Source organism: Kitasatospora sp. NPDC005751, from assembly GCF_040630835.1.
Classification (GTDB): domain Bacteria; phylum Actinomycetota; class Actinomycetes; order Streptomycetales; family Streptomycetaceae; genus Kitasatospora.
Window position 1 is genome coordinate 1 of sequence record NZ_JBEXYC010000085.1, and the last position, 19,706, is coordinate 19,706.

General features: G+C 74.9%; 17 protein-coding genes and 1 pseudogene. 11 read left to right on the forward strand and 7 right to left on the reverse strand.

Annotation, left to right across the window (positions count from 1 at the left end):
• Positions 1-47 precede the first annotated feature (47 nt).
• The 3 genes and pseudogenes from ABZ497_RS34485 to ABZ497_RS34495 all read left to right on the forward strand — a co-directional run.
• The gene (locus ABZ497_RS34485) at positions 48-1,289 is read left to right on the forward strand and encodes an MFS transporter (protein ID WP_359811541.1); all 1,242 of its coding nucleotides are present in this window, start codon (positions 48-50) and stop codon (positions 1,287-1,289) included.
• On the forward strand, positions 1,286-2,257 hold the full coding sequence (locus ABZ497_RS34490) for a hypothetical protein (RefSeq protein WP_359811502.1): 972 nt from the start codon (positions 1,286-1,288) through the stop codon (positions 2,255-2,257). Before ABZ497_RS34485 ends, ABZ497_RS34490 begins: the two co-directional genes overlap by 4 nt.
• Positions 2,258-2,303: 46 nt before the next feature.
• Positions 2,304-2,519 (forward strand): annotated as a pseudogene (locus ABZ497_RS34495) (hypothetical protein); the annotation flags it as partial.
• On the opposite strand, the gene ABZ497_RS34500 reads toward ABZ497_RS34495, so the two are convergent.
• Positions 2,510-3,670: an iron-containing alcohol dehydrogenase gene (locus tag ABZ497_RS34500; RefSeq protein ID WP_359811505.1), complete on the reverse strand. Its 1,161-nt coding sequence runs from the start codon at positions 3,668-3,670 to the stop codon at positions 2,510-2,512. The pseudogene ABZ497_RS34495 and the gene ABZ497_RS34500 overlap by 10 nt on opposite strands.
• 138 nt (positions 3,671-3,808) lie before the next feature.
• Between ABZ497_RS34500 and ABZ497_RS34505 the strand changes: the two genes are divergently transcribed.
• Positions 3,809-4,819 (forward strand): LysR family transcriptional regulator, encoded by a 1,011-nt coding sequence (locus ABZ497_RS34505; RefSeq protein ID WP_359811507.1) that lies wholly within the window; start codon positions 3,809-3,811, stop codon positions 4,817-4,819.
• Between the two features lie 7 nt (positions 4,820-4,826).
• On the opposite strand, the gene ABZ497_RS34510 is transcribed toward ABZ497_RS34505, so the two are convergent.
• Positions 4,827-5,918: a methyltransferase gene (locus tag ABZ497_RS34510; RefSeq protein ID WP_359811510.1), complete on the reverse strand. Its 1,092-nt coding sequence runs from the start codon at positions 5,916-5,918 to the stop codon at positions 4,827-4,829.
• A gap of 163 nt (positions 5,919-6,081) precedes the next feature.
• Here ABZ497_RS34510 and ABZ497_RS34515 point away from each other — a divergent pair, with 163 nt between their 5' ends.
• Positions 6,082-7,071, forward strand: a complete 990-nt coding sequence (locus ABZ497_RS34515; RefSeq protein WP_359811513.1) for an alpha/beta hydrolase — start codon at positions 6,082-6,084, stop codon at positions 7,069-7,071.
• Between the two features lie 71 nt (positions 7,072-7,142).
• Here the strand turns inward: ABZ497_RS34515 and ABZ497_RS34520 are convergent, their stop codons facing one another.
• A complete protein-coding gene (locus ABZ497_RS34520; RefSeq protein WP_329491065.1) occupies positions 7,143-7,409 on the reverse strand; it encodes a hypothetical protein in 267 nt (88 codons plus the stop codon).
• 406 nt (positions 7,410-7,815) lie between these two features.
• Here ABZ497_RS34520 and ABZ497_RS34525 point away from each other — a divergent pair, with 406 nt between their 5' ends.
• The gene (locus tag ABZ497_RS34525) at positions 7,816-9,465 is read left to right on the forward strand and encodes a CocE/NonD family hydrolase (protein WP_359811516.1); all 1,650 of its coding nucleotides are present in this window, start codon (positions 7,816-7,818) and stop codon (positions 9,463-9,465) included.
• 19 nt (positions 9,466-9,484) lie between these two features.
• Here ABZ497_RS34525 and ABZ497_RS34530 read toward each other — a convergent pair whose 3' ends face one another.
• The 3 genes from ABZ497_RS34530 to ABZ497_RS34540 form a co-directional block, all read right to left on the reverse strand.
• Positions 9,485-11,062 (reverse strand): NAD(P)/FAD-dependent oxidoreductase, encoded by a 1,578-nt coding sequence (locus tag ABZ497_RS34530; protein WP_359811519.1) that lies wholly within the window; start codon positions 11,060-11,062, stop codon positions 9,485-9,487.
• 87 nt (positions 11,063-11,149) lie between these two features.
• Positions 11,150-12,205, reverse strand: coding sequence for a magnesium and cobalt transport protein CorA (locus ABZ497_RS34535; protein WP_359811522.1), 1,056 nt, complete (start codon positions 12,203-12,205; stop codon positions 11,150-11,152).
• A gap of 190 nt (positions 12,206-12,395) precedes the next feature.
• Positions 12,396-12,899: an Lrp/AsnC family transcriptional regulator gene (locus ABZ497_RS34540; protein ID WP_359811524.1), complete on the reverse strand. Its 504-nt coding sequence runs from the start codon at positions 12,897-12,899 to the stop codon at positions 12,396-12,398.
• 229 nt (positions 12,900-13,128) lie between these two features.
• On the opposite strand from ABZ497_RS34540, the gene ABZ497_RS34545 reads away from it, so the two are divergent.
• Together ABZ497_RS34545 and ABZ497_RS34550 are read left to right on the forward strand one after the other, a co-directional pair.
• Positions 13,129-14,784 carry a histidine decarboxylase gene (locus ABZ497_RS34545; RefSeq protein ID WP_359811527.1) on the forward strand — a complete coding sequence of 552 codons (1,656 nt, stop codon included), beginning with the start codon at positions 13,129-13,131 and terminating at the stop codon, positions 14,782-14,784.
• A gap of 324 nt (positions 14,785-15,108) precedes the next feature.
• Entirely contained in the window at positions 15,109-15,663 is a 555-nt protein-coding gene (locus tag ABZ497_RS34550) for a TetR/AcrR family transcriptional regulator (protein WP_359811544.1), read from the forward strand.
• A gap of 272 nt (positions 15,664-15,935) precedes the next feature.
• Here ABZ497_RS34550 and ABZ497_RS34555 read toward each other — a convergent pair whose 3' ends face one another.
• Positions 15,936-17,189: an MFS transporter gene (locus ABZ497_RS34555; protein WP_359811530.1), complete on the reverse strand. Its 1,254-nt coding sequence runs from the start codon at positions 17,187-17,189 to the stop codon at positions 15,936-15,938.
• Between the two features lie 158 nt (positions 17,190-17,347).
• On the opposite strand from ABZ497_RS34555, the gene ABZ497_RS34560 reads away from it, so the two are divergent.
• The 3 genes from ABZ497_RS34560 to ABZ497_RS34570 are packed head-to-tail and all read left to right on the forward strand — an operon-like array spanning position 17,348 to position 19,579.
• Positions 17,348-17,884 (forward strand): MarR family transcriptional regulator, encoded by a 537-nt coding sequence (locus ABZ497_RS34560; RefSeq protein ID WP_359811533.1) that lies wholly within the window; start codon positions 17,348-17,350, stop codon positions 17,882-17,884.
• Positions 17,881-18,741 carry an ATP-binding cassette domain-containing protein gene (locus ABZ497_RS34565; RefSeq protein ID WP_359811535.1) on the forward strand — a complete coding sequence of 287 codons (861 nt, stop codon included), beginning with the start codon at positions 17,881-17,883 and terminating at the stop codon, positions 18,739-18,741. The genes ABZ497_RS34560 and ABZ497_RS34565 overlap by 4 nt, the downstream gene beginning before the upstream one ends.
• Positions 18,701-19,579 (forward strand): ABC transporter permease, encoded by an 879-nt coding sequence (locus tag ABZ497_RS34570; RefSeq protein ID WP_359811538.1) that lies wholly within the window; start codon positions 18,701-18,703, stop codon positions 19,577-19,579. The genes ABZ497_RS34565 and ABZ497_RS34570 overlap by 41 nt, the downstream gene beginning before the upstream one ends.
• Positions 19,580-19,706 lie beyond the last annotated feature (127 nt).

Consider the following 19,706-nt stretch of genomic DNA (forward strand, 5'->3'; position numbering starts at 1 on the left):
ACTTCACCAAGGACCGCCCCGGTTACTTCAACGGCACCGGTCAGATCATGCGCTTCGCCGCCGGGGCGGGACGGCGCGTCCCGGGCACGGTCGTCGCGCTCGGCGCGGTCAGCCTGGTCACCGATGTCTCCTCGGAGATGGTCACCGCCGTGCTGCCGCTCTACCTGGTGCTGGGGCTCGGCCTCTCGCCGCTTCAATTCGGTTTCCTCGACGGGCTGTTCAACGGGGCGACGGCACTGGTCCGGCTGCTCGGCGGCAAGCTCGCCGACCGCGGCGGCGGCCGGCACCGGACGGTCGCCGGGGTCGGCTACCTGCTGTCGGCGCTCTCCCGGCTCGGGCTGCTGCTGGCCGGCGGCGCGGCCGCCGGGATCGCCGCCGCGCTGGCCGCCGACCGGCTCGGCAAGGGCGTGCGGACCGCGCCGCGGGACGCGATGATCTCGCTCAGCGCGCCGCCGGAGGAGCTCGGCCGGGCGTTCGGGGTGCACCGGGCGATGGACACCACGGGGGCGCTGCTCGGCCCCCTGGTCGCGTTCGTGGTGCTGTGGGCGACGGCGGACGCGTACGACGCGGTCTTCGTGGTCAGCTTCGCCACCGGGCTGTTCGGCGTGCTGGTGCTGGTGCTCTTCGTCCCGGCCGGGGCGAGGCCGGCGGCCGGCGTGAAGCCGAGGCCGGCCGGCGGGAAGACCGGCGAGCGCGGCAGGACGGGGAAGAAGCCCAGGGCACTCGGCGACCCGGTGTTCCGGCGGGTCGTCACGGCCGCCGTGCTGCTGGGCGCCGCGACGATCGGCGACTCCTTCCTCTACCTGCTGCTCCAGCGCGGCCTGGACCTGCCGGCCCTGCTCTTCCCGCTGCTGCCGCTCGGCGCCGCGGCGTGCTACCTGCTGCTGGCCGTACCGGCGGGCCGGATCGCGGACCGGTCCGGGCGGCGCACCCCGTTCCTCTGGGGGCACGGTGCGCTGCTCGCGGCCTACCTCGTGGTGATGGCCCCGCCGGGCTGGCCGGCCACCGTACTCGTCCTGGTCCTCCTGGGCGTCTTCTACGCCGCCACGGACGGTGTGCTGATGGCACTCGCCGGGCCGGTCCTGCCGCTCGACGGCCGGGCGAGCGGGCTCGCGGTGCTGCAGACCGGTCAGGCGCTGGCCCGGCTGGTCGGTGCGGCGGGCTTCGGTGCGGCCTGGACGTGGTGGGGGCCGCGTCCGGCCCTGGCGGCGGCCGCGCTCGCGCTGGCCGCCGCACTCGTCGCGGCTCGGCGGATCCTGCCGGAGCGGCCGGAGAGGGAGGTCTCGTGAAAGCGCGTTCGCTGGTGCTGATCACCGCGGCCCTGGTGCTGCTGGGCGGTTCGCTGGGGTACGTCCTGCACGCCAGGGAACGCGGCGGCGGGCAGCGGCTGGTCGCCGCCGCGAGCTCGTTCACCCTGGACGAGCCCGGGCTCTACTACCGGGATTCCGCCACCGGGCGGGTCGCCCGCAGTCCGGGGGTGGCGGACGGCCCGTCCTGCGTCCGCTTCCACGCCGCGGGGGACCGGGCGCTGTGCCTGCGCGCGCTGCCCGGCACCCCGGCCCGGACCCAGGCGGTGGTGTACGACCGGAAGTTCACCGAGCTCCAGTCGGTGACGGTGCCCGGGATCCCGAACCGGGCCCGGGTGTCGGCCTCCGGGCACCTGCTCGCCTGGACCGCCTTCGCGGTGGGGGACTCCTACGCGGCGGGCACCTTCTCCACCCGGACGTCGGTCCTGGACCTGCGTACCGGCTACCTGGTCAAGTCCATCGAGTCCATCCCGCTGACCGTCGACGGCGCCCGCTACCACGCCGCCGACGTCAACTACTGGGGCGTCAGCTTCGCCGCCGACGACAACCGCTTCTACGCCACCGTCTCGACCGGCGGCCGGACCCACCTGGTCGAGGGGGACCTCCGGGCCTGGTCGGCCCGCACCCTGCGGGAGAACGTGGAGTGCCCCTCGCTCTCGCCGGACGGTACCCGGATCGCCTTCAAGAAGAAGGTCTCGACCGACCCGGCGGCGCCCTGGCGGCTCCACGTGCTGGAGCTGGCGGGGATGGGCGAGCACCCGCTGGCCGAGTCGCGCAGCGTGGACGACCAGGCGGTCTGGCTCGACGGGGAGACGCTCGGGTACGCGCTGCCCGGCCAGGGCGGCAAGGGCACCGACGTCTGGAGCGTGCCGGCGGACGGCGGCGGGGCGCCGCGGCTGCTGGTGCCCGGCGGCTCGTCGCCGGTGGCCGTGGCCGCGGCGCCGAACTGACCCGGGGGCCGGCGCCGCGGCCACGGCCGCCCGCGCGCTCGGCGCCGCCGGGCTGCTGCCCCCGCTGGTCGCCCTGCTCGGCGACGACAGCCCGGACGTCCGCGAGGCCGCCGTACGGGTCCTGACCCGGTCCGCCGGTGGCCCGGCGGTCGCCGCGGGCCCGCGGGAACGGCTCGCCGACTCCTACGCGGCCGTGCGGGCCGACGCGCGGCCGGCCCTGCGGCGGGTGAGCCCGGCGGGCGTCGGCGGTGATCAGGCGTAGATCCGGGCGTAGAGCTCCTGGATCTGCTCGGCGGTGGGCACGACGGGGTTGTTGGCGGGGGAGCCCGACCCCAGGGCCTGCTCGGCCATCAGGGGCGTCAGCCGGGCCCACGCGGCCGGGTCGATGCCGTGGGCGCGGGGGGTGGGGACGGCCAGGTCGTGGCAGAGCTCGTGGAGGGCGTCGACGAGCTTGGCGGCGGCCGCGCCCTCGGCGTCCGTCGCGCTCGCGGCGCCCAGGGCCCGGGCGCAGTTGGCGTACCGGCCGGGGGCCGCGGCCACCGAGAAGGCGGTCACCGCGGGGAACAGCATCGCGTTCGACAGGCCGTGGGCGACGTGGAAGTGGGCGCCGATCGGACGGCTCATGCCGTGCACGAGGGCGACGCTGGAGTTCGAGAAAGCCATCCCGGCCTGGGTCGCGGCGAGCATCATGGCCTCGCGCGCCACGGCGTCCGAACCGTCCGCGTAGACGCGGCGCAGATGGCGGCCGATGGTGGCGATCGCGGTGAGGGCCAGACCGTCGGAGAAGGCGTTGGCCTTGCGGCTGACGTACGCCTCGACGGCATGGGTGAGGGCGTCGACGCCGGTGTCGGCGGTCAGCCGGGGCGGCATCGACAGGGTCAGGTCCGCGTCGACGACGGCGGCGATCGGCTGGAACGCCGGGCCCAGGCAGAGCATCTTCTCGTCCGTGCCGCTGTCGGTGATGACGGTGACCTGGGTCGCCTCCGAGCCGCTGCCGGCGGTGGTGGGGACGGCGATCACCGGGAGCGCCGGCCCGTGGTTGACGCGCGGCGCCTTGTAGTCGCGCATCCGACCGCCCTGGACGCCCAGCAGGGCGAGCGCCTTGGCGCTGTCCATCGGGCTGCCGCCGCCGAACCCGATGACCGAGTCCGCCCGGTGCCCGTGCAGCGCCTCCAGGCCCGCGGCCAGCGAGTCGGTGGTCGGGTCGGGCACGGTGCCGGCGAACAGGCGAGGGCTCAGCCCGGCCCGGACCAGTGTCGCGGTCACCCGCTCCGCCGCGCCGGTCCCGACCAGGAACGCGTCGGTGACGAGCAGGGGCCGGCTCAGCCCCAGTCCGGCGACGACGTCGCCCAGTTCCTCGACGGCGCCGCGGCCGACGCGCACGATCCGGGGCAGGGACAGGCCGGCGACCATGGGGGACCCTCTCGACGCGGGGAGGAACGGCGGCCGGGTGCGCCGGCCGACGGTGCCCCGACTCTGCCGCCCCCGAGTCGTGCGCTCAAGCACCAATCGTGCAGACGGGGTGTGCGCGAATGCAGATACGCTGCCCCGGTGCCCTCCCGTACCCGCCCGGTCGGCGACGACCCGGACCCGCCGCCGCGGCCGGAGCACGGCGGTCCCGACCCGCGCGCACTCCGCGCGGACGACCTGCGGTACCTGCTCGCCGTCGCCCGCACGGGCCGGCTGGTCAGCGCGGCCGACGCGCTCGGCGTGGACCACACCACGGTGTCCCGCCGGATCACCGCGCTGGAGAAGAGCCTCGGGGTACGGCTGATCGAACGTGGCACGGAGGGCTGGGGCCTGACCGACGCCGGCCGGTCCGTCGCGGACAGCGCCCGCGCGATCGAGGACGCCCTCGTCCGGGTCGTCGACGCGGTCTCCGGTCAGGACGCGCCGTCCCTGCACGGCACCGTCCGGGTGAGCGCCCCGGACGGCTTCGGCACCGTCTTCGCCACCCCGGCACTGGCCCGGGTGCGCCGGCGCCACCCCCGACTGCGCGTCGAACTCATCACGGCCACGCGGCAGTTGAATCTGCGCCCGGCCGGCTTCGACCTCGCCCTGGCGATCGGCCGGCCACCGCGCAGCCGCCTGGTGACCGAGCACCTGACCGACTACGCGCTGGGCCTGTACGCCGCCGACGAGTACCTCGCGCGGTGCGGCCCGCCCGGCTCGGTCGCCGAGCTGCGGGAGCATCCGCTGATCTTCTACATCGACTCGATGCTCCAGGTCGGCGACCTCGACATCGAACGCCATCTGCCGGGCGTCACACCCGCGTTCTCCTCCACCAACGTCTTCGCCCAGGTCGAGGCCACCCGACTCGGCGCCGGGATCGGCGTGCTGCCGGCCTTCCTCGCCGAACGGGCCCTGCTGCGAAGGCTGTTGCCGGACGAGGTCGACATCCGGCTGCCGATCACGCTGGCCGTACGGCGCGAGGCGGTGACCCACCCCGCCGTCCGGGTCGTCCGCGACGCCCTCCACCACGAGGTCGCCCACCGCACCGCCGAGCTCCTCCCCGCCGACTCGACCCGGGAGCCGGGACCACCGCCTTCGAGCAGTACATGATGATCCGTCAGGCCGGAACGGCCTCGACCACGGAAAGGACGGTGGGGGTGGGGAGGACGCGGGAGAGGCGTAGGCCGGCGCGGTCGAAGAGGGCGGCGAAGTCCGCCTCGGTGCGTTCGCGGCCGGTGAGGGAGGCCATCATCATCAGGTCCAGGGTCTTGGACTGGTGCGGGGCGTTGCCCCGGGGGACCACCGCGTCCAGCACCAGGACGCGGCCGCCCGGGTGGAGCGAGCGGCGGCAGCTGGTCAGCAGGGTCACGCAGGTCTCGTCGTCCCAGTCGTGCGTGATGCGCTTGAGCAGGTGGATGTCGCCGGGCGGTGCGGACGCGAAGAAGTCGCCCTCCGCGAGGGTCCAGCGGCCCGCGATCTCCTTGTCGGTGTCGAGGCGATGGCCGGCCAGGACGTGGGCGCGGTCGTAGAGGACGCCCGCCACGCCCGGGTTGCGGCGCAGCACCTCCAGCAGCAGGCCGCCGTGGCCGCCGCCGACGTCCACGACGGTGCCGGTCTCCGGGAAGTCGTAGGCCGCCGCGATGACCGCGTTCTCGGCGTCGGACATCGCCGCCATGCCGCCGTGGAAGACGGCGGCGGTCCGCGCGTCCTGGGCGAACCAGTCGAAGAACGGCATGCCGAAGATGGCCTCGAACGACGCGGTGCCCTCGGTCAGGCAGCTCGTCAGCTCGCCGGCCGGCTGCCACATGGTGCGGTCGGTGAGCATCTGGACGGCCGTCCGGGCCGAGCAGGGGACGTCGCTGCGCAGCGCCTGGCCGGCGTCGGTCAGCGTGAACCGGCCCGCGTCGTCCTCCGCCACCACGCCCCGGGTGGCGAGCAGGCGCAGCACCCGGTGCAGGCTGCGGGCGTCCAGGCCGGTCGTGGTGGCGAGTTCGGCGGGCGTGCGGGGGCCGTCCGCGAGGTGGTCGGCCACGCCAACGTCGGCGGCGGCGCGGAGGGCGGCGGGGAAGAGGAAGCCGAGGGCCTCGTCGATGAGGAAGGCCGAGGAACGGCGGTAGCGGGCCTCGGGATCGGCCGCGCCGCCGGGCTCGGCGACGGTGTCACCCGCCGCCGTCCGCGCGTCGAAGTGCTTGGCCTCGTCCTGGCGCATGCCGTCCTCCTCGCATCCGTGCCCCCGCCCGGGAAGGCTGCCCACGGGCGACGGGACCGAAGCGCACCACCCACCGGTCGGGTGCGGACGTTCGCCGGGGAACGACCCGCCTGGCCGTAGGGTCGTCGTGACACGTGACGGAAATCCTCGAAGGAGCGGCCCGATGGCGACCGGCCGGCGCATCCTCAAGGTCAACGGCGCGGAGCTGAGCGCCGACCTCCTCGGCGATCCCGCCGATCCCGCCGTCCTGCTGATCCACGGCGCGGGCCACTGCGCGCTCAACTGGAGCGACGGCTTCGTCCGGCGGCTGGCCGACGGGGGCAGGTTCGTCATCCGGTACGACAGCCGCGACGCGGGGGGATCGACGACCTACCAGGTGGGCGCTCCGCCGTACGGGCTGCCGGACCTGGCCGACGATGCCGCCGCCCTGATCGGCGCCCTCGGCCTGGGCGCGGCCCACGTCGTCGGCATGTCGCAGGGCGCCGCGGTCGGCCAGCTGCTGGCCCTCGACCATCCGGACCGGGTGGCCACGCTCACCTGCGCGTCGTCCACGCCCGGCATCCCCGGACAGGAGCAGGCGGACCTCCCGCCGATGTCGGACCGGCTCGCGGCCTTCTTCGCCCGGTCCGAGGCCCGGTCCGAGGCCCAGTCCGAGGCCGGTTCCGGGGCCGGGTCCGGGCCCGGAGAGGAGGACGGTGACGGCGAGGCCGGAGCGGACGGCGGTGGCGGGGTCGACTGGTCCGACCGGGACGCCGTCATCGCCTCGATCGTCGAGGGCGAGCGTCCCTTCGCCGCCGTCTCGCGGCCGTTCGACGAGGACGCCGTGCGCCGGCTGGCCGCCCGGGTCGTGGACCGCGCCGCCGACATCGCCGCCCAGTCGACCAACCCCTACCTCCTCGATGCCGGCCGCCCCTGGCGCCACCGGCTCGGCGGGATCACCGCGCCCACCCTGGTGCTCCACGGCGACGAGGACCCGCTGTTCCCGGTCGAGCACGGGCGCGCCCTGGCGGCGGAGATTCCCGGCGCCCGCTTCATCGCCCTCGAACGCACCGGGCACGAGGTCTTTCCCGAGGGGACGTGGGACGTCGTCGTCCCGGCGCTCCTCGCCCACACCCGCCGGCCGGGCGGCCCGGCCGCCCCGGGCCGGCCGTAGCGGGAACGCGGAGAGACCCCCGCGTCGCAGCGCCGGGGCGCCGCGTCGCGGGGGTCTCCCGGGTGGACCGGTCAGCAGTGGACGCTGCGCTCGCACTCCTCGTAGCGGCGGATCTGCGCCTCGATGGCGGCCGCGCGGGCGTCCGTGACGTTGGCCTCCTGGAAGTGGCCCTGGCTGCGCAGGCGCTGGGCCTGCTGGCGCAGCTTGGCGGCCTGGACCTGCAGCTCACCGATGTTGACCGAGACGGAGGCGCGGGCCTGGGCGGGCGCGGCCTGGGCGGGCGCGGCGGCGAGGAGCAGGCCACCGGCGAGAACGGCCGAGACGGTCAGTGCGGACATGCGACGGAGCATGGTTTCCCCCTGGTTGTTCGATGGTTCATGTGCTGTTCGGTCATCCGTCGAACTGATGACTACTCAGTAGCGTAAGTGATCATGTCCGATGACCGGGCATCGGACGCCGCATTACGGACGTTCGGCGGGTCGGCGACCCTGCCGATCGGCGGGGGTGGGGCGGGGTGGTGGGGTGATCCATCGACGGCTACTGGCGAGTAATGTGGCTGATCATCACCTCCTCTGATGGGCCATCAGCTCGCTAGGCTCGACGGCCGGGCGGAGTCACGTGGTCCGGGTGGCCTGAGTGGTCCGAGTGTCCTCCGTGGTCCGAGCGATCCGGGTGGCTCCGAGCGATCCGGGTGGCTCCGAGGATTCGCGTGATTCCAGTGGTTCGAATGCAGAGGGAGCAGTGATGGAACGATCCCACCCCCGTCCCGGCCGCCGGGCGGCCAGTGCCGTCCTGGTGGCGGCGCTCGCGCTCGGTGGGGCCGCCGTCGCACGGCCCGCCTCCGCGGCGGCCGCGACGGCGACCCCCGCGAGCGGCCCGGCAGCCGGCCCCGCCGCCGGCGCCGTCGGGTCGTTCCGGCTGGCCGACATCCCGGCGAACGACGGCGTGGTGCTCAGGGCGGACGTGTTCACCCCGGCCCCCGGCAGTCCGGGAGCCGACCCGCGGGGGCGGTACCCGCTGGTGGTCCAGCCGGCCAGCTGGGGGCAGAACGACCTGGAGTACGTCGCCCAGGGCCACGCGCTCGCCGCCGCGGGCTACGTGGTCGTCACCTACACGGTGCGCGGCTTCTGGGGCTCCGGCGGCGAGGTCGACGTCGCCGGGCCGAAGGACGTCGCCGACATCTCCACGGTGATCGACTGGGCGCTGGCGCGGACCCCGGCGGACCCGGAGCGGATCGGCATGGTGGGGCTCTCGCTGGGCGGCGGCCTCACCCTCCTCGGCGCCGCCTTCGACCCCCGGATCAAGGCCGTCGCCTCGCTGAGCGGCTGGGCCGACCTGACCGACTCGCTGTACAGCGGGCAGACCCGGCACGTCCAGGCGGCCGCGGTGCTCGCCGGGATCCAGGCGCCGACCGGCCGCCGGAGCCCCGAGTTCAGCCGGGTGCTGGACGACCTCTTCGCCGACCGCGACCTGCCCGAGGTCGTCCGGTGGGCGGACACCCGCTCGCCGGCCCGCTACCTGGAGCGGATCAACGCCAACGGCACGGCCGTCCTGCTGGCGAACGCCTGGGGCGACAGCTTCTTCAACCCCGGCCAGGTGACGGCCTTCTACCAGCGCCTCACCGGGCCCAAGCGCCTCGAACTGCGCCCGGGCGACCATGCCAGCCAGGAGTTCACCGGCCTGCTCGGCCTCTCCAACGCCGCCTGGAGCAGTGCCCGTTCCTGGCTCGACCAGTACCTCAAGGGTGCCCCCGGCGACTCGCGGCCGCCGGTCGACCTGGCGGTCCGCCCCACCAGTGCGCACGAGGCCCACCCCGACTGGCAGGCCGTCAGCTCCCGGACCGAGACGCTGGCGCTGGGTGCCGAGGACCTCGGCGGACCGGCCGCCGGGGACTGGCGGTCGACGCTGCGCGGCAACGCCGCCTCCGGGGCGAGCGGCGGCGTCGCCCTGCTGTCCGGGCTGGCGGACCAGGTGCTCCACCGGGCGCCGACCGTGGTCGTCCCGCTGCTGGACCGCTCCGCCGCCGTCGTCCGGCAGTCGCCGCCCCGGCCGCAGGGCCTGGCGGTGCGCGGAGCGGCCCGGGTGCACACCACGGTGACCGCCTCCGCCCCGCAGGGCACGGCCGTCGCCTACCTCTACGACGTGGACGCGCTGGGCGTGGGCCGGCTGATCTCGCACGGCCCGCAGAGCTGGTCCGACCGGACGCCGGGGCAGCCGTTCCCGCTGGACGTCACGCTCTTCGCCACCGCCTACGACCTGCCCGCCGGTCACCGGCTCGCGCTGGTGCTCGGCACCCGGGACGCCCTCTACGGCGGTCGCACGCCGTCCGGCTCCACCGTGACCTTCGGCTCCACGCGGGCCGACCCGGCCGTGCTGGACCTGCCGGTGCGCTGAGCCGGCGGCCGTTCGGCGGCTACGGCCCGAGGTCCTCCAGGACGGCCTGTGCCGCGTTGTGGCCGGGGATGCCGCTGACGCCGCCGCCGCGGACCGCCCCCGCGCCGCACAGCAGCACGTTCGGGTGCGCCGTCGCCACGCCCCAGCGGGCGGCGGCGCCGTCCAGCTCTCCGGTCGCGTAGGGGAACGCGAGGTCCCGGTGGAAGATGTGACCGCCCGGCAGGCCGACCTCCCGCTCCAGGTCCAGCGGCGTCCTGACCTCCACGCACGGCCGCCCGGCGGCGTCGGTGGCCAGGCAGTCGGCGAGCGGCTCGGCCAGCACCTCGTCGAGCCGGGCCAGGCTCGCCGCGAGCGCGAGCTCCTTGGCCGCCGGGTCGGTGAAGAGCCGCGCGGGCATGTGCAGTCCGAACAGGGTGAGCGTCTGGAGCCCCTGCCGGAGCGCCTCGGGCCCGAGGATCGACGGGTCGGTGAGGGTGTGGCAGTAGATCTCCGACGGCGGCATCGAGGGCATCCGGCCGGCCGACGCCTCGGCGTGGGCCGTCTCCAACTGCCGGTACCCCTCGGCGATGTGGAAGGTCCCCGCGAAGGCGTCGCGCGGATCCGCGGCCGGGTCCCGGAGCCGTGGCAGCCGGCGCAGCACCATGTTGACCTTCAGCTGGGCGCCCTCCGGGGCGGGCCCGGGGTCCTCGCCCAGCAGCCGGGCCAGGACGGCCGGGGCGGCGTTCGCCAGGACCCGGCGGCCCACCGCGGTGGCCTCGCCGCCCCGGTGGCGGTAGGACACCTCGGCCTCTCCGGTGCCGTCGGTGGCGACGGCGGTGACCTCGCAGCCGGTCCGGATCTCCGCGCCGGCCGCCAGCGCCGCCTCGGCCAGCGCGCCCGTCACCGCGCCCATCCCGCCGACCGGGACGTCCCAGTCGCCCGTCCCGTTGCCGATCACGTGGTACAGGAAGCAGCGGTTCTGCAGCAGCGAGGGGTCGTGGGCGTGGGTGAAGGTGCCGATCAGCGCGTCCGTCAGCACCACGCCGCGGACCAGGTCGTCGGTGAAGGTCCGCTCGATCGTCTCGCCCAGCGGGCGTTCGAAGAACGACTCCCAGACGGCGTCGTCCGCGACCCGCCGGCGCAGCCCGGCCCGGGCGGGCAGCGGCTCGGTGAGCGTCGGGAACACCCGCTCGGCGAGCTTCCCGGTCGCCGCGTAGAAGCTCTGCCAGGCCTCCCACTCGCGCGGGTCACCGGTCAGCGCCCGGAAGGACGCCGCGGTCCGGGCGGGGTCGGCGGCGTCCACCAGGAGACCGGTCGGCCGGCCGTCCCGGACGGTGGGCGTGTAGGAGGAGATCCGGCGCCGCCGCAGGTCCAGCCGGAGCCCGAGGTCCCGGACGACCCGGCGCGGCAGCAGGCTCACCAGGTACGAGTAGCGCGACAGCCGGGCGTCCACGCCCGCGAACGCCCGGGCCGACACCGCCGCCCCGCCCACCTGCGGCAGCCGTTCGAGCACCAGCACCCGGAGGCCGGCCCGGGCCAGATAGGCCGCCGCCACCAGGGCGTTGTGGCCGCCGCCGACGATCACGACGTCGTGCCGGGAGAGCGGGTCCGCGTTCACGCGGTCACGCTACGCCTCGGCGGGCGGGCGGGGAACAGGCCGCGCGTCAGGTGGCCGGTATCCGCCGCGGGCGGTCGCCCGCCCTACCTACCCCATCGGGGCTCTCGGGGTGTGCCGGACGGCGCTGTTCGCCCCCGGGACCGGGGGTGCCGGGCGGGTGCGCCGCCGCCGCAGCCAGATGTACAGCAGCAGGCACGGCAGCAGCAGGCCGCCGACGTTGAGCGCGACGAACGCGGTGAGGCTGCCGATGTGGTCGACCAGCCAGCCGAAGTTCTGGCCGAAGAAGCCGACCACGAAGGACAGCGGGAGGAAGACGGTCGCGACGATGGTGAGCCGCTCCATGGTGGCGGTCTGCCGGAGGTTGATCCGGTTCTGCTCGACGGAGATCACCGCGATGTTCGCCTCCAGGACGGTGGCCAGCAGGTCGCGCTGGGCGGCGACCTCCTCGTTGACCAGCAGCAGGTGGTCGTGCACGTCCCGGAAGTACGGCAGCAGTTCGGGCGCCGACCGGCCGGGCTGGAGCCGCCGGGCGAGCACGGCGAGCAGGGGGTGGACGACCCGGTAGAAGTCGGTGGCCTCGCGGCGCAGGAAGTAGATCCGTTCGGTCGGGGCGACCGTGCCGGAGAACACCGTGGCCTCGATCTCCTCGATGTCGCGTTCGAGTTCGGTGACGACGGGCGCGTAGCTGTCGACCACCTGGTCGAGGATCGCCCACAGGGTCGAGGCGCTGCCGGTCCGCAGCAGTTCGGGGCTGCGTTCGAGCCGGTTGCGGGCGCCGGCCAGCTCGCTGGCGATGCCCTGGCGGACGGTGATCACGAAGTGCTCGGCGAGGAAGACGCTGATCTCGCCGGAGTCGACCTCCTCGCGGTCGTCGTCGTAGCGCGCGGTGCGCAGGATGATCAGCTCGGTGCCGTCCTCGTACCGCTCGGCCTTGGGCCGCAGGTGGTGGGCCTGGGCGTCCTCGACGGCGAGTTCGTGCAGTCCGAAGCCCTCGCGCACGGTGGCCAGCTCCTCGGGGGCCGGTTCGAACAGGCCCAGCCAGACGAACCCGCCCTGCGCGCAGCGCGCGGCCGCCTCCTCCAGCGGCATGGGGCCCTCGTGCTGGCGGCGTCCGTCGCGGTAGTGCGCGCAGTCGACGATCATGGCCTTCCTCCTCGTGCCCGGCCGACCGCGCCGAGTGCCGCCGCACCGGCGGGCGCGGCCGCCGCGGTCGCCCCCGCACTCGATGCTCCTCCGATTCGGCCGGACGTGCCGCACCGGCGGGCCCGGGCACCCCGGTACCCCGCTGCTCCGGCGGACCGGCCGGTCCGCCGCTCGCCGGGGGCTCGGCCGCTCAGCCGGTCGACGGGAGCGGGTCGCCGAGGTAGCGGCGGCCGGCTATCTGCTCGAAGATCAGGTTGGTCCGGGTCTGCGCCACCGCCGGGTGGGTGGTGAGGTGGTCCACCACGAAGTCGCGCAGGCCCTCGGGCCCGGCGACGCCGACGTGCAGCAGGTAGTCGTCGGACCCCGCCATGTGGAACACCGCCAGGACGCCGGGCAGGTCGGGGGCGGTGCCGCGGAAGCTCTCGTTCTGCTCCCGGGTGTGGGCGCGCAGCCGGACGGAGATCATCGCCTGCAGCGGCAGGCCGATCGCGGCGGGGTCGACGTCGGCCCGGAAGCCCCGGATGATCCCGCGCTCCTGGAGGGCGCGGACCCTGGCCAGACAGGTGGAGGGGGCGATGCCCACCGCCTCGGCGAGCGCGTTGTTGGGCAGCCGGGCGTGGTCGGAGAGGACGCGCAGGATGGCCCGGTCCACGTCGTCGACGGGCGCTCTGCGGGGCGGTGGAATGTTCGGCATGCCGGGCAGGATTCCAGCTGTTTCCGCCGATCCGCAAGATCTCGGGCCATGCCACCGAATCTTGTGCGGAGGAACTTCCCCCGGGCGCCGGGAAGTTCCATCCTGACCGCGAGCGTCGAACGCCCCTGCGGCGTTCCCCGCCGGTGGACGGCCCGCGGCGACCCCGTGCGGCCCCCGCCGCGACCCCCACGTCGCCCCCCCACACCAACACCCCTGGAGTGCCGCGCCCATGAGCCCGACCGCCACCTTCGCCGCCGCGACCGCCGTCGACCCGGGGGCAGAGCTGGACGGCCGCGACTTCGTGCTCCCCACCGGCGGGCTGGACGACGACCGGCGCCTGCGCGCCCTGGACACCGTGGACGAGTACCTGACCCGCAAGCGCCGGCACCTGGTGGGCTACCAGGCCACCCAGGACATGCAGGGCTGCGCACTGGACCTGGCCCGGTTCATGCCGAACAACATCAACAACCTCGGCGACCCGTTCCAGAGCGGCGGCTACAAGCCGAACACCAAGGTGGTCGAGCGCGCGGTGCTCGACTACTACGCGGCCCTGTGGAACGCCGAGCGGCCGCACGACCCCGCCGACCCCGAGTCCTACTGGGGCTACATGCTCTCGATGGGCTCGACCGAGGGCAACATGTACGCGCTCTGGAACGCCCGGGACTACCTGAGCGGCAAGGCGCTGATCCAGCCGCCGACGGCCCCGTTCGACGCCCTGCGGTACGTGCAGGCCGCGCCCGACCGGGACAACCCGAACGCGCACCGGCCGGTGGCCTTCTACTCCGAGGACACCCACTACTCCTTCGCCAAGGCGGTGCGGGTGCTGGGTGTCGAGACCTTCCACGCCGTGGGCCTGGAGAAGTACGCGGACCGGTGCCCGCTGGTCGACCCCGCCACGGGGCGCCGCGAGTGGCCCACCGAGGTGCCCTCCCGCCCCGGCCCCTCGGGCCACTCCTGGGACGGCCCGGGCGAGATCGACGTCGACGCCCTCGCGGTGCTGGTCGAGTTCTTCGCCGCGAACGGGCACCCGGTCTTCGTGAACCTCAACCTCGGCAGCACCTTCAAGGGCGCCCACGACGACGTCCGGCAGGTCTGCGAGCGGCTGCTGCCGATCTTCGAGCGGTACGGCCTGGTCGAGCGCCAGGTGGTCTACGGCACGGACCCGCGGACCGGGGAGCCGCTGGTCGACCTGCGCCGGGGCTTCTGGATCCACGTGGACGGCGCGCTCGGCGCCGGCTACGCGCCGTTCCTGCGGCTGGCCAACCAGGACCCGGCGTACGGCTGGACCCCCGACGTCGAGCTGCCCGAGTACGACTTCGGCCTGAGGCTGCCCACCCGGGAGCACGGCGAGCTGGACATGGTCTCCTCGATCGCGATGAGCGGCCACAAGTGGCCCGGCGCGCCCTGGCCCTGCGGCATCTACATGACGAAGGTCAAGTACCAGATCTCGCCGCCGTCCCAGCCGGAGTACATCGGCGCGCCGGACACCACCTTCGCGGGCTCCCGCAACGGCTTCTCCCCGCTGGTCATCTGGGACCACCTGTCCCGGCACTCCTACCAGGACCAGGTGGACCGGATACGCCGGGCCCAGGAGCTGGCCGGCTACCTGGAGCGGCGGCTGCGGGGGATCGAGCGGGAGACGGGCGCCGAGCTCTGGCCGGCCCGCACCCCGGGCGCGGTCACCGTGCGGTTCCGCAAGCCGAGCCCCGAGCTTGTGGCGAAGTGGTCGCTGTCCTCCCAGGACGTGCTGATGGTCCCGGGCGACGAGACCACCCGCCGCAGCTACGTGCACGTCTTCGTGATGCCCTCGGTCGACCGGGCGAAGCTGGACGCCCTGCTGGCCGACCTCGCCCGGGACCCGGTCGTGCTCGGGTCGGCCGGGTGACGGGAAGGGCCGCCGGGCCCGGCCCCGCGGGTCAGGCGGAGCGGCGGTAGTGGGCGTCGACCACCTGGGCCGTGGAGAGGCCGTGGATGCGCCGGGCGCTGGCCACCTCCTGGGTGAAGCGGTGCCGGAACTCCGGGTCCTCCCCGAGTTCGGGCCGGACGACCTTGAGCGCCCCCGGGCGCCCCCCGGGCGCTGCGCCGGTGTCCGGAATCGCACCGGATCATCACCCCGACTGTAGTTTCAGTCAGGTTTGGGTCGGAAGACATCCACCGGGCGGACCACCCGATAGGATGATCCCCCGTGGCTGACCGTCGAAGCTTGATCATGGAAGCGGCCGCGCGGGTCATCGCCCGGCGCGGTGTCCGCGGGCTGCGGGTGGAGGAGCTGGCGTCCGAAGCCGGCGTCTCCACCGCGCTGATCTACTACCACTTCAAGGACCGCGCGGGGATTCTCCGGGCGACGTTGGAGTTCATCAACGACCGGGCCGGTCGCTACACGACCGAGCGCGCTCCGGACGCCCCGCCGCTGGACGCCCGGAGTGAGCTGGAGCAGACCCTGCTGCTGGAACTCCAGGACACCCCCGAGGTGCGGGAGAACAGCACGGCCTGGGGCGAGCTGCGGGCGAGCGCGGTGTTCGACCCGGACCTGCGGGAGGACCTGGCCCGCGCGACGCTGGTCTGGGTGCAGGAGGTCGCCGACCTGCTGGGCAAGGTGCGGCCGATGAACGGGGCCGCCGCGCTGGCGAGTTCCGCCGAGCGGCTGACCGCGCTCATGGAGGGGCTCAGCGTCCGGTGGCTCAGCGGCAGCCTGCAGGGGGAGCACGCGCGTGAGCTGATGGCCGGTGCGATCGACATCGAGCTGGAGCGGCTGCGCCGCTAGGCGCCGAGGTCCGGACCGGACCGGTCCGGACCTGTTCGTGCCCGGGGAGCGGGCCCGACTCGGCGGGTCACACCCGTGCCCGCGGTCTTGATCGAACTTTCAGTCAGACTGAGAGCGGGGCTGTGGCGCCGGGTACGACGGCCCGACCGCCCACGGCAGGGCCACCGGTCACCCGTTGGGCACTCGCCGAGGCGTTTCCCGGGCGCGAGGTCGTCCAGCTCGACGTCGACCGCCTGGTGGCCGGGGTCGGCGGGTGCGCGCCGGGCCGGGGTCTACCGGCCGTTCGGATCCCCCGAGGCGGTGGGGTGGATCCGGCCGCGGCAGGCCCAGGCGGTGGCCGCCGCGAGGAGCGCGGTGCCGCCGCCCAGCAGCATCACGGCGGTGGTCGACCCGTGGTCCACCACCGTGCCGCCCGCCAGGGCGCCGATCGACAGGGTCGCCTGGAACGAGGAGGTGAACACCACCCCGGCCGCCTCCGGCGCCTGCGGAGCCGCGGCGAGGAACCAGGTCAGCGAGCAGACCGGGACGGCGCCGTACGCCACCCCCCAGAGCACCAGGACGACGGCGGCGCCCGGACCGGAGCCGCCCAGGACCGGCAGCAGCAGGGTCGCGCCGGCGAGCAGGGCGGCGGCGCCGGCCAGCGCCGCTCCGGGGGCCCGGGCCGCCCGGTCACCGGCGAGGACGTTGCCGAGCAGCCCGGCCGCGCCGTAGCCGAGCAGGAGCCCGGTGACCAGCCCCGGCCCCGCGTGGGTGACCTCCGCCAGGAACGGCGAGACGTAGGTGTAGCTGCCGAAGTGGGCCAGCACGATCAGGAAGGTCACCGCGAGGCCGCTGCGGGTGCCCCGCCCGGCGAGCAGCCCGCGCAGCACGCCGAGACCCGTGCCGGCCCCCGGCGGGAGCGGCGGCAGCGAGACCAGGAGTGCGAGGAGCACCAGTACGGTCAGCGCGGCCATCGCGGCGAAGGCGGTGCGCCAGCCGGCCAGTGAGCCGATCAGGACCCCGGCCGGCACGCCGATGACCGAGCCGAGCGGCACGGCGGTGAAGAACACGGTGTTCGCCCGGGCCTGCCGCGCCGGTGCGACGAGGCGCGGGGCGAGCCCCGACCCGATCGACCAGAATGCGCCGATCACCAGGCCGAGCGCGACCCGGGCCGCCAGCACCGCCCAGTAGGCGGGGGCGAGCGCGTTGAGCAGGTCGGCGAACGCCAGCAGCGCCAGCAGGCCGCAGAGCATGGTGCGGCGGTCGGTGCGCCGGGTGGTGACGGTGACCACCGGCGCGGCCACCGCGGCGACCAGGCCGGGCAGCGTCATCATCAGCCCGGCCGTGCCGTCGGAGATCCGGAAGGAGGCGCCGATCGGGGTGAGCAGGCCGATCGGCAGGATCTCGGTGGTGACGAGGGAGAAGACGCCGGCCGTCACGGCCAGCACGGCGGGCCAGCCGCCGGTCCTGGCGCGGGGGCCGGGCGGGGCGCCGGCGGATGCGGGCGGGGCGAGGAGAGCGGTGTCTGGAAGAGCGGTGTCGGGCATGCCGGCGGTCCTGTCCGTGCGGGGTGGGTTCGGGTCGAAGTCCACCAGCGTGGCGGGGTGTTGGGCTGGCGTGAATCCGACGTGAACGTCCGGTCCGAGCGGCTTTCCATCGCCCGCGCCCTGGACGGATAGCTCTCACTGAGAGCTAAAATGGAGGCATGACCGCGGATGTCACGGACACCTCCGCCACCGCCCTGGGCGACGAGTTCTCCACCCTCCTCGTCGGGATCCAGCGCCTGGTCCGACGACGGCTGCGGGAGGGCCTGACCGAGCCCCGGCTGCGCGGCGCGCAGGTCGAGCTGCTGCGCCTGGTGGCCGACTCGCCGGGCCTGCGGGTCTCGGACGCGGCCGCGGAGCTCTGCCTGGCCGGCAACTCGGTCTCCACCCTGGTCAACCAACTGGTCGCGCTGGGCCTGCTGCGCCGCGAGGTGGACCCGGCCGACCGTCGGGCCGCCCTGCTCCACGTCACCGACGAGGCGGTCGAACGGCTCGCGGCCTGGCGGGCCCGGCGGTCGGCGCTGGTCGGCGAGGTGGTGGCGGGGCTGTCCGCCGAGGAGCGGACGGCGCTGGACGCCGCGCTGCCCGCGCTGCGCGGCGTCGCGGCGGGCCTGCGCGCCCGACCGGAGACGACGAGGCCGGAGACGAGGCCGGACAAGCCGAAGGCGAACGGGGCGAAGGAGAGGGTGCGGCGATGACGTCGGGCGAGGACGAGGCGGTGGTCTGCCGCGGCCTGGAGTACTCCTTCCATCGCGGCCGGGGGAAGGACGGTGCCACCAAGGCGGTCGACGGGGTCGACCTGACGGTCCGCACCGGCGAGGTGTTCGGCCTGCTCGGCCCCAACGGCGCCGGCAAGACCACCACGATCCGGGCGATCACCACCCTGCTCCCGACGGCCGCCGGCATGGTCCGGGTCTTCGGCCACGACGCCGCCCGGCAGCGGACGCGGGTGCGCCGGCTGCTGGGCTACGTCCCGCAGCAGCTGTCCGCCGACGCGGGGCTGACCGGTCGCGAGAACGTCGCCCTGTTCGCCCGGGTCTTCGACGTGCCGAGGTCCGAGCGGTCCGAGCGGGTCGCCCAGGCGCTGGCCGCCGTCGACCTCACCGAGGCCGCCGACCGGATGGCCGGCACCTTCTCCGGAGGCATGGTGCGCCGGCTCGAACTCGCCCAGGCCCTGGTCAGCGCCCCGCGCCTGCTCGTCCTGGACGAGCCGACGATCGGCCTGGACCCGATCGCCCGGGCCGGCGTCTGGGAGCGCGTCGACGCGATCCGCCGGGCCACCGGGATGACCGTCCTGGTGACCACCCACTACATGGACGAGGCCGACCGGCACTGCGACCGGATCGCGCTGATGGACCGCGGCCGGATCCGCGCGCTCGGCACCCCGGGAGAGCTCAAGGACCGGGTCCGGGAACAGGACCCGCGGCAGTCCGAGCCCAGTCTGGACGACGTGTTCCGCCACTTCTCGGGCCGCGGCCTGGGCCGTGGCGAGGCCACGGAAGGAGACTTCAGCGATGTCCGCCGAACCCGTCGCACGGCCGGCCGGGTCGGCTGAACCCGCCGGCCCCGGCCCGGCCGCCGACCTGCCCGACCTCGCTCTGCTGCTGGTCCCGCCGCGTGCCCGCACGGGGTGGCGGGTGGTGCCGGCCCGGGTGGTCGCGATGTGCGTGGTCGAACTGCAGAAGCTGCGCCACGACCGCACCGAGCTGTACACCCGGGCGGTCCAGCCGGCGCTCTGGCTGCTGATCTTCGGCGAGACCTTCACCCGGCTGAAGGCGATCCCGACCGGCGGGATCCCGTACCTGGACTTCCTGGCGCCCGGGATCATCGCCCAGTCGGCGATGTTCATCGCGATCTTCTACGGCATCATGATCATCTGGGAGCGGGACTCCGGCGTGCTCACCAAGCTGCTGGTCACCCCGACCCCGCGGGCCGCGCTGGTCACCGGGAAGGCCTTCGCCGCCGGGGTCAAGGCGGTGCTGCAGGCCGCCGTGGTGGTGCTGCTCGCGGCGGCGCTCGGGGTCGCGATGACCTGGAACCCGCTGCGGCTGCTCGGCGTCGTGGTCGCGGTGGTGCTCGGGTCGGCCTTCTTCTCGTGCCTGTCGATGGCCGTCGCCGGCCTCGTGCTCACCCGGGACCGGCTGATGGGCATCGGCCAGGCGATCACCATGCCGCTGTTCTTCGCCTCGAACGCGCTCTACCCGGTGGACCTGATGCCCGGCTGGCTGCAGGCGGTCAGCCGGGCCAACCCGCTCAGCTACCAGGTCGACGCGCTGCGGGGGCTCCTCATCGGCACCCCGGCGCACCTTCCGCTGGACTTCGCGGTGCTGACGCTGGCCTCGGGGCTCGGCATCGCGGCGGCCTCCGGGCTGCTGGGGCGGCTCGCGCGGTAGCGACCGGGCCGCGTCGGTGTCCGGGTGTGCCGCGACGCCGCTGGACCGGACCGGGTGGTCGGGTGCAGCGGCGTTGTCGTGCCCGGGTGGGCGGGTGTGGCGGGTGGTGCTGGGGGTGTTACTTGGT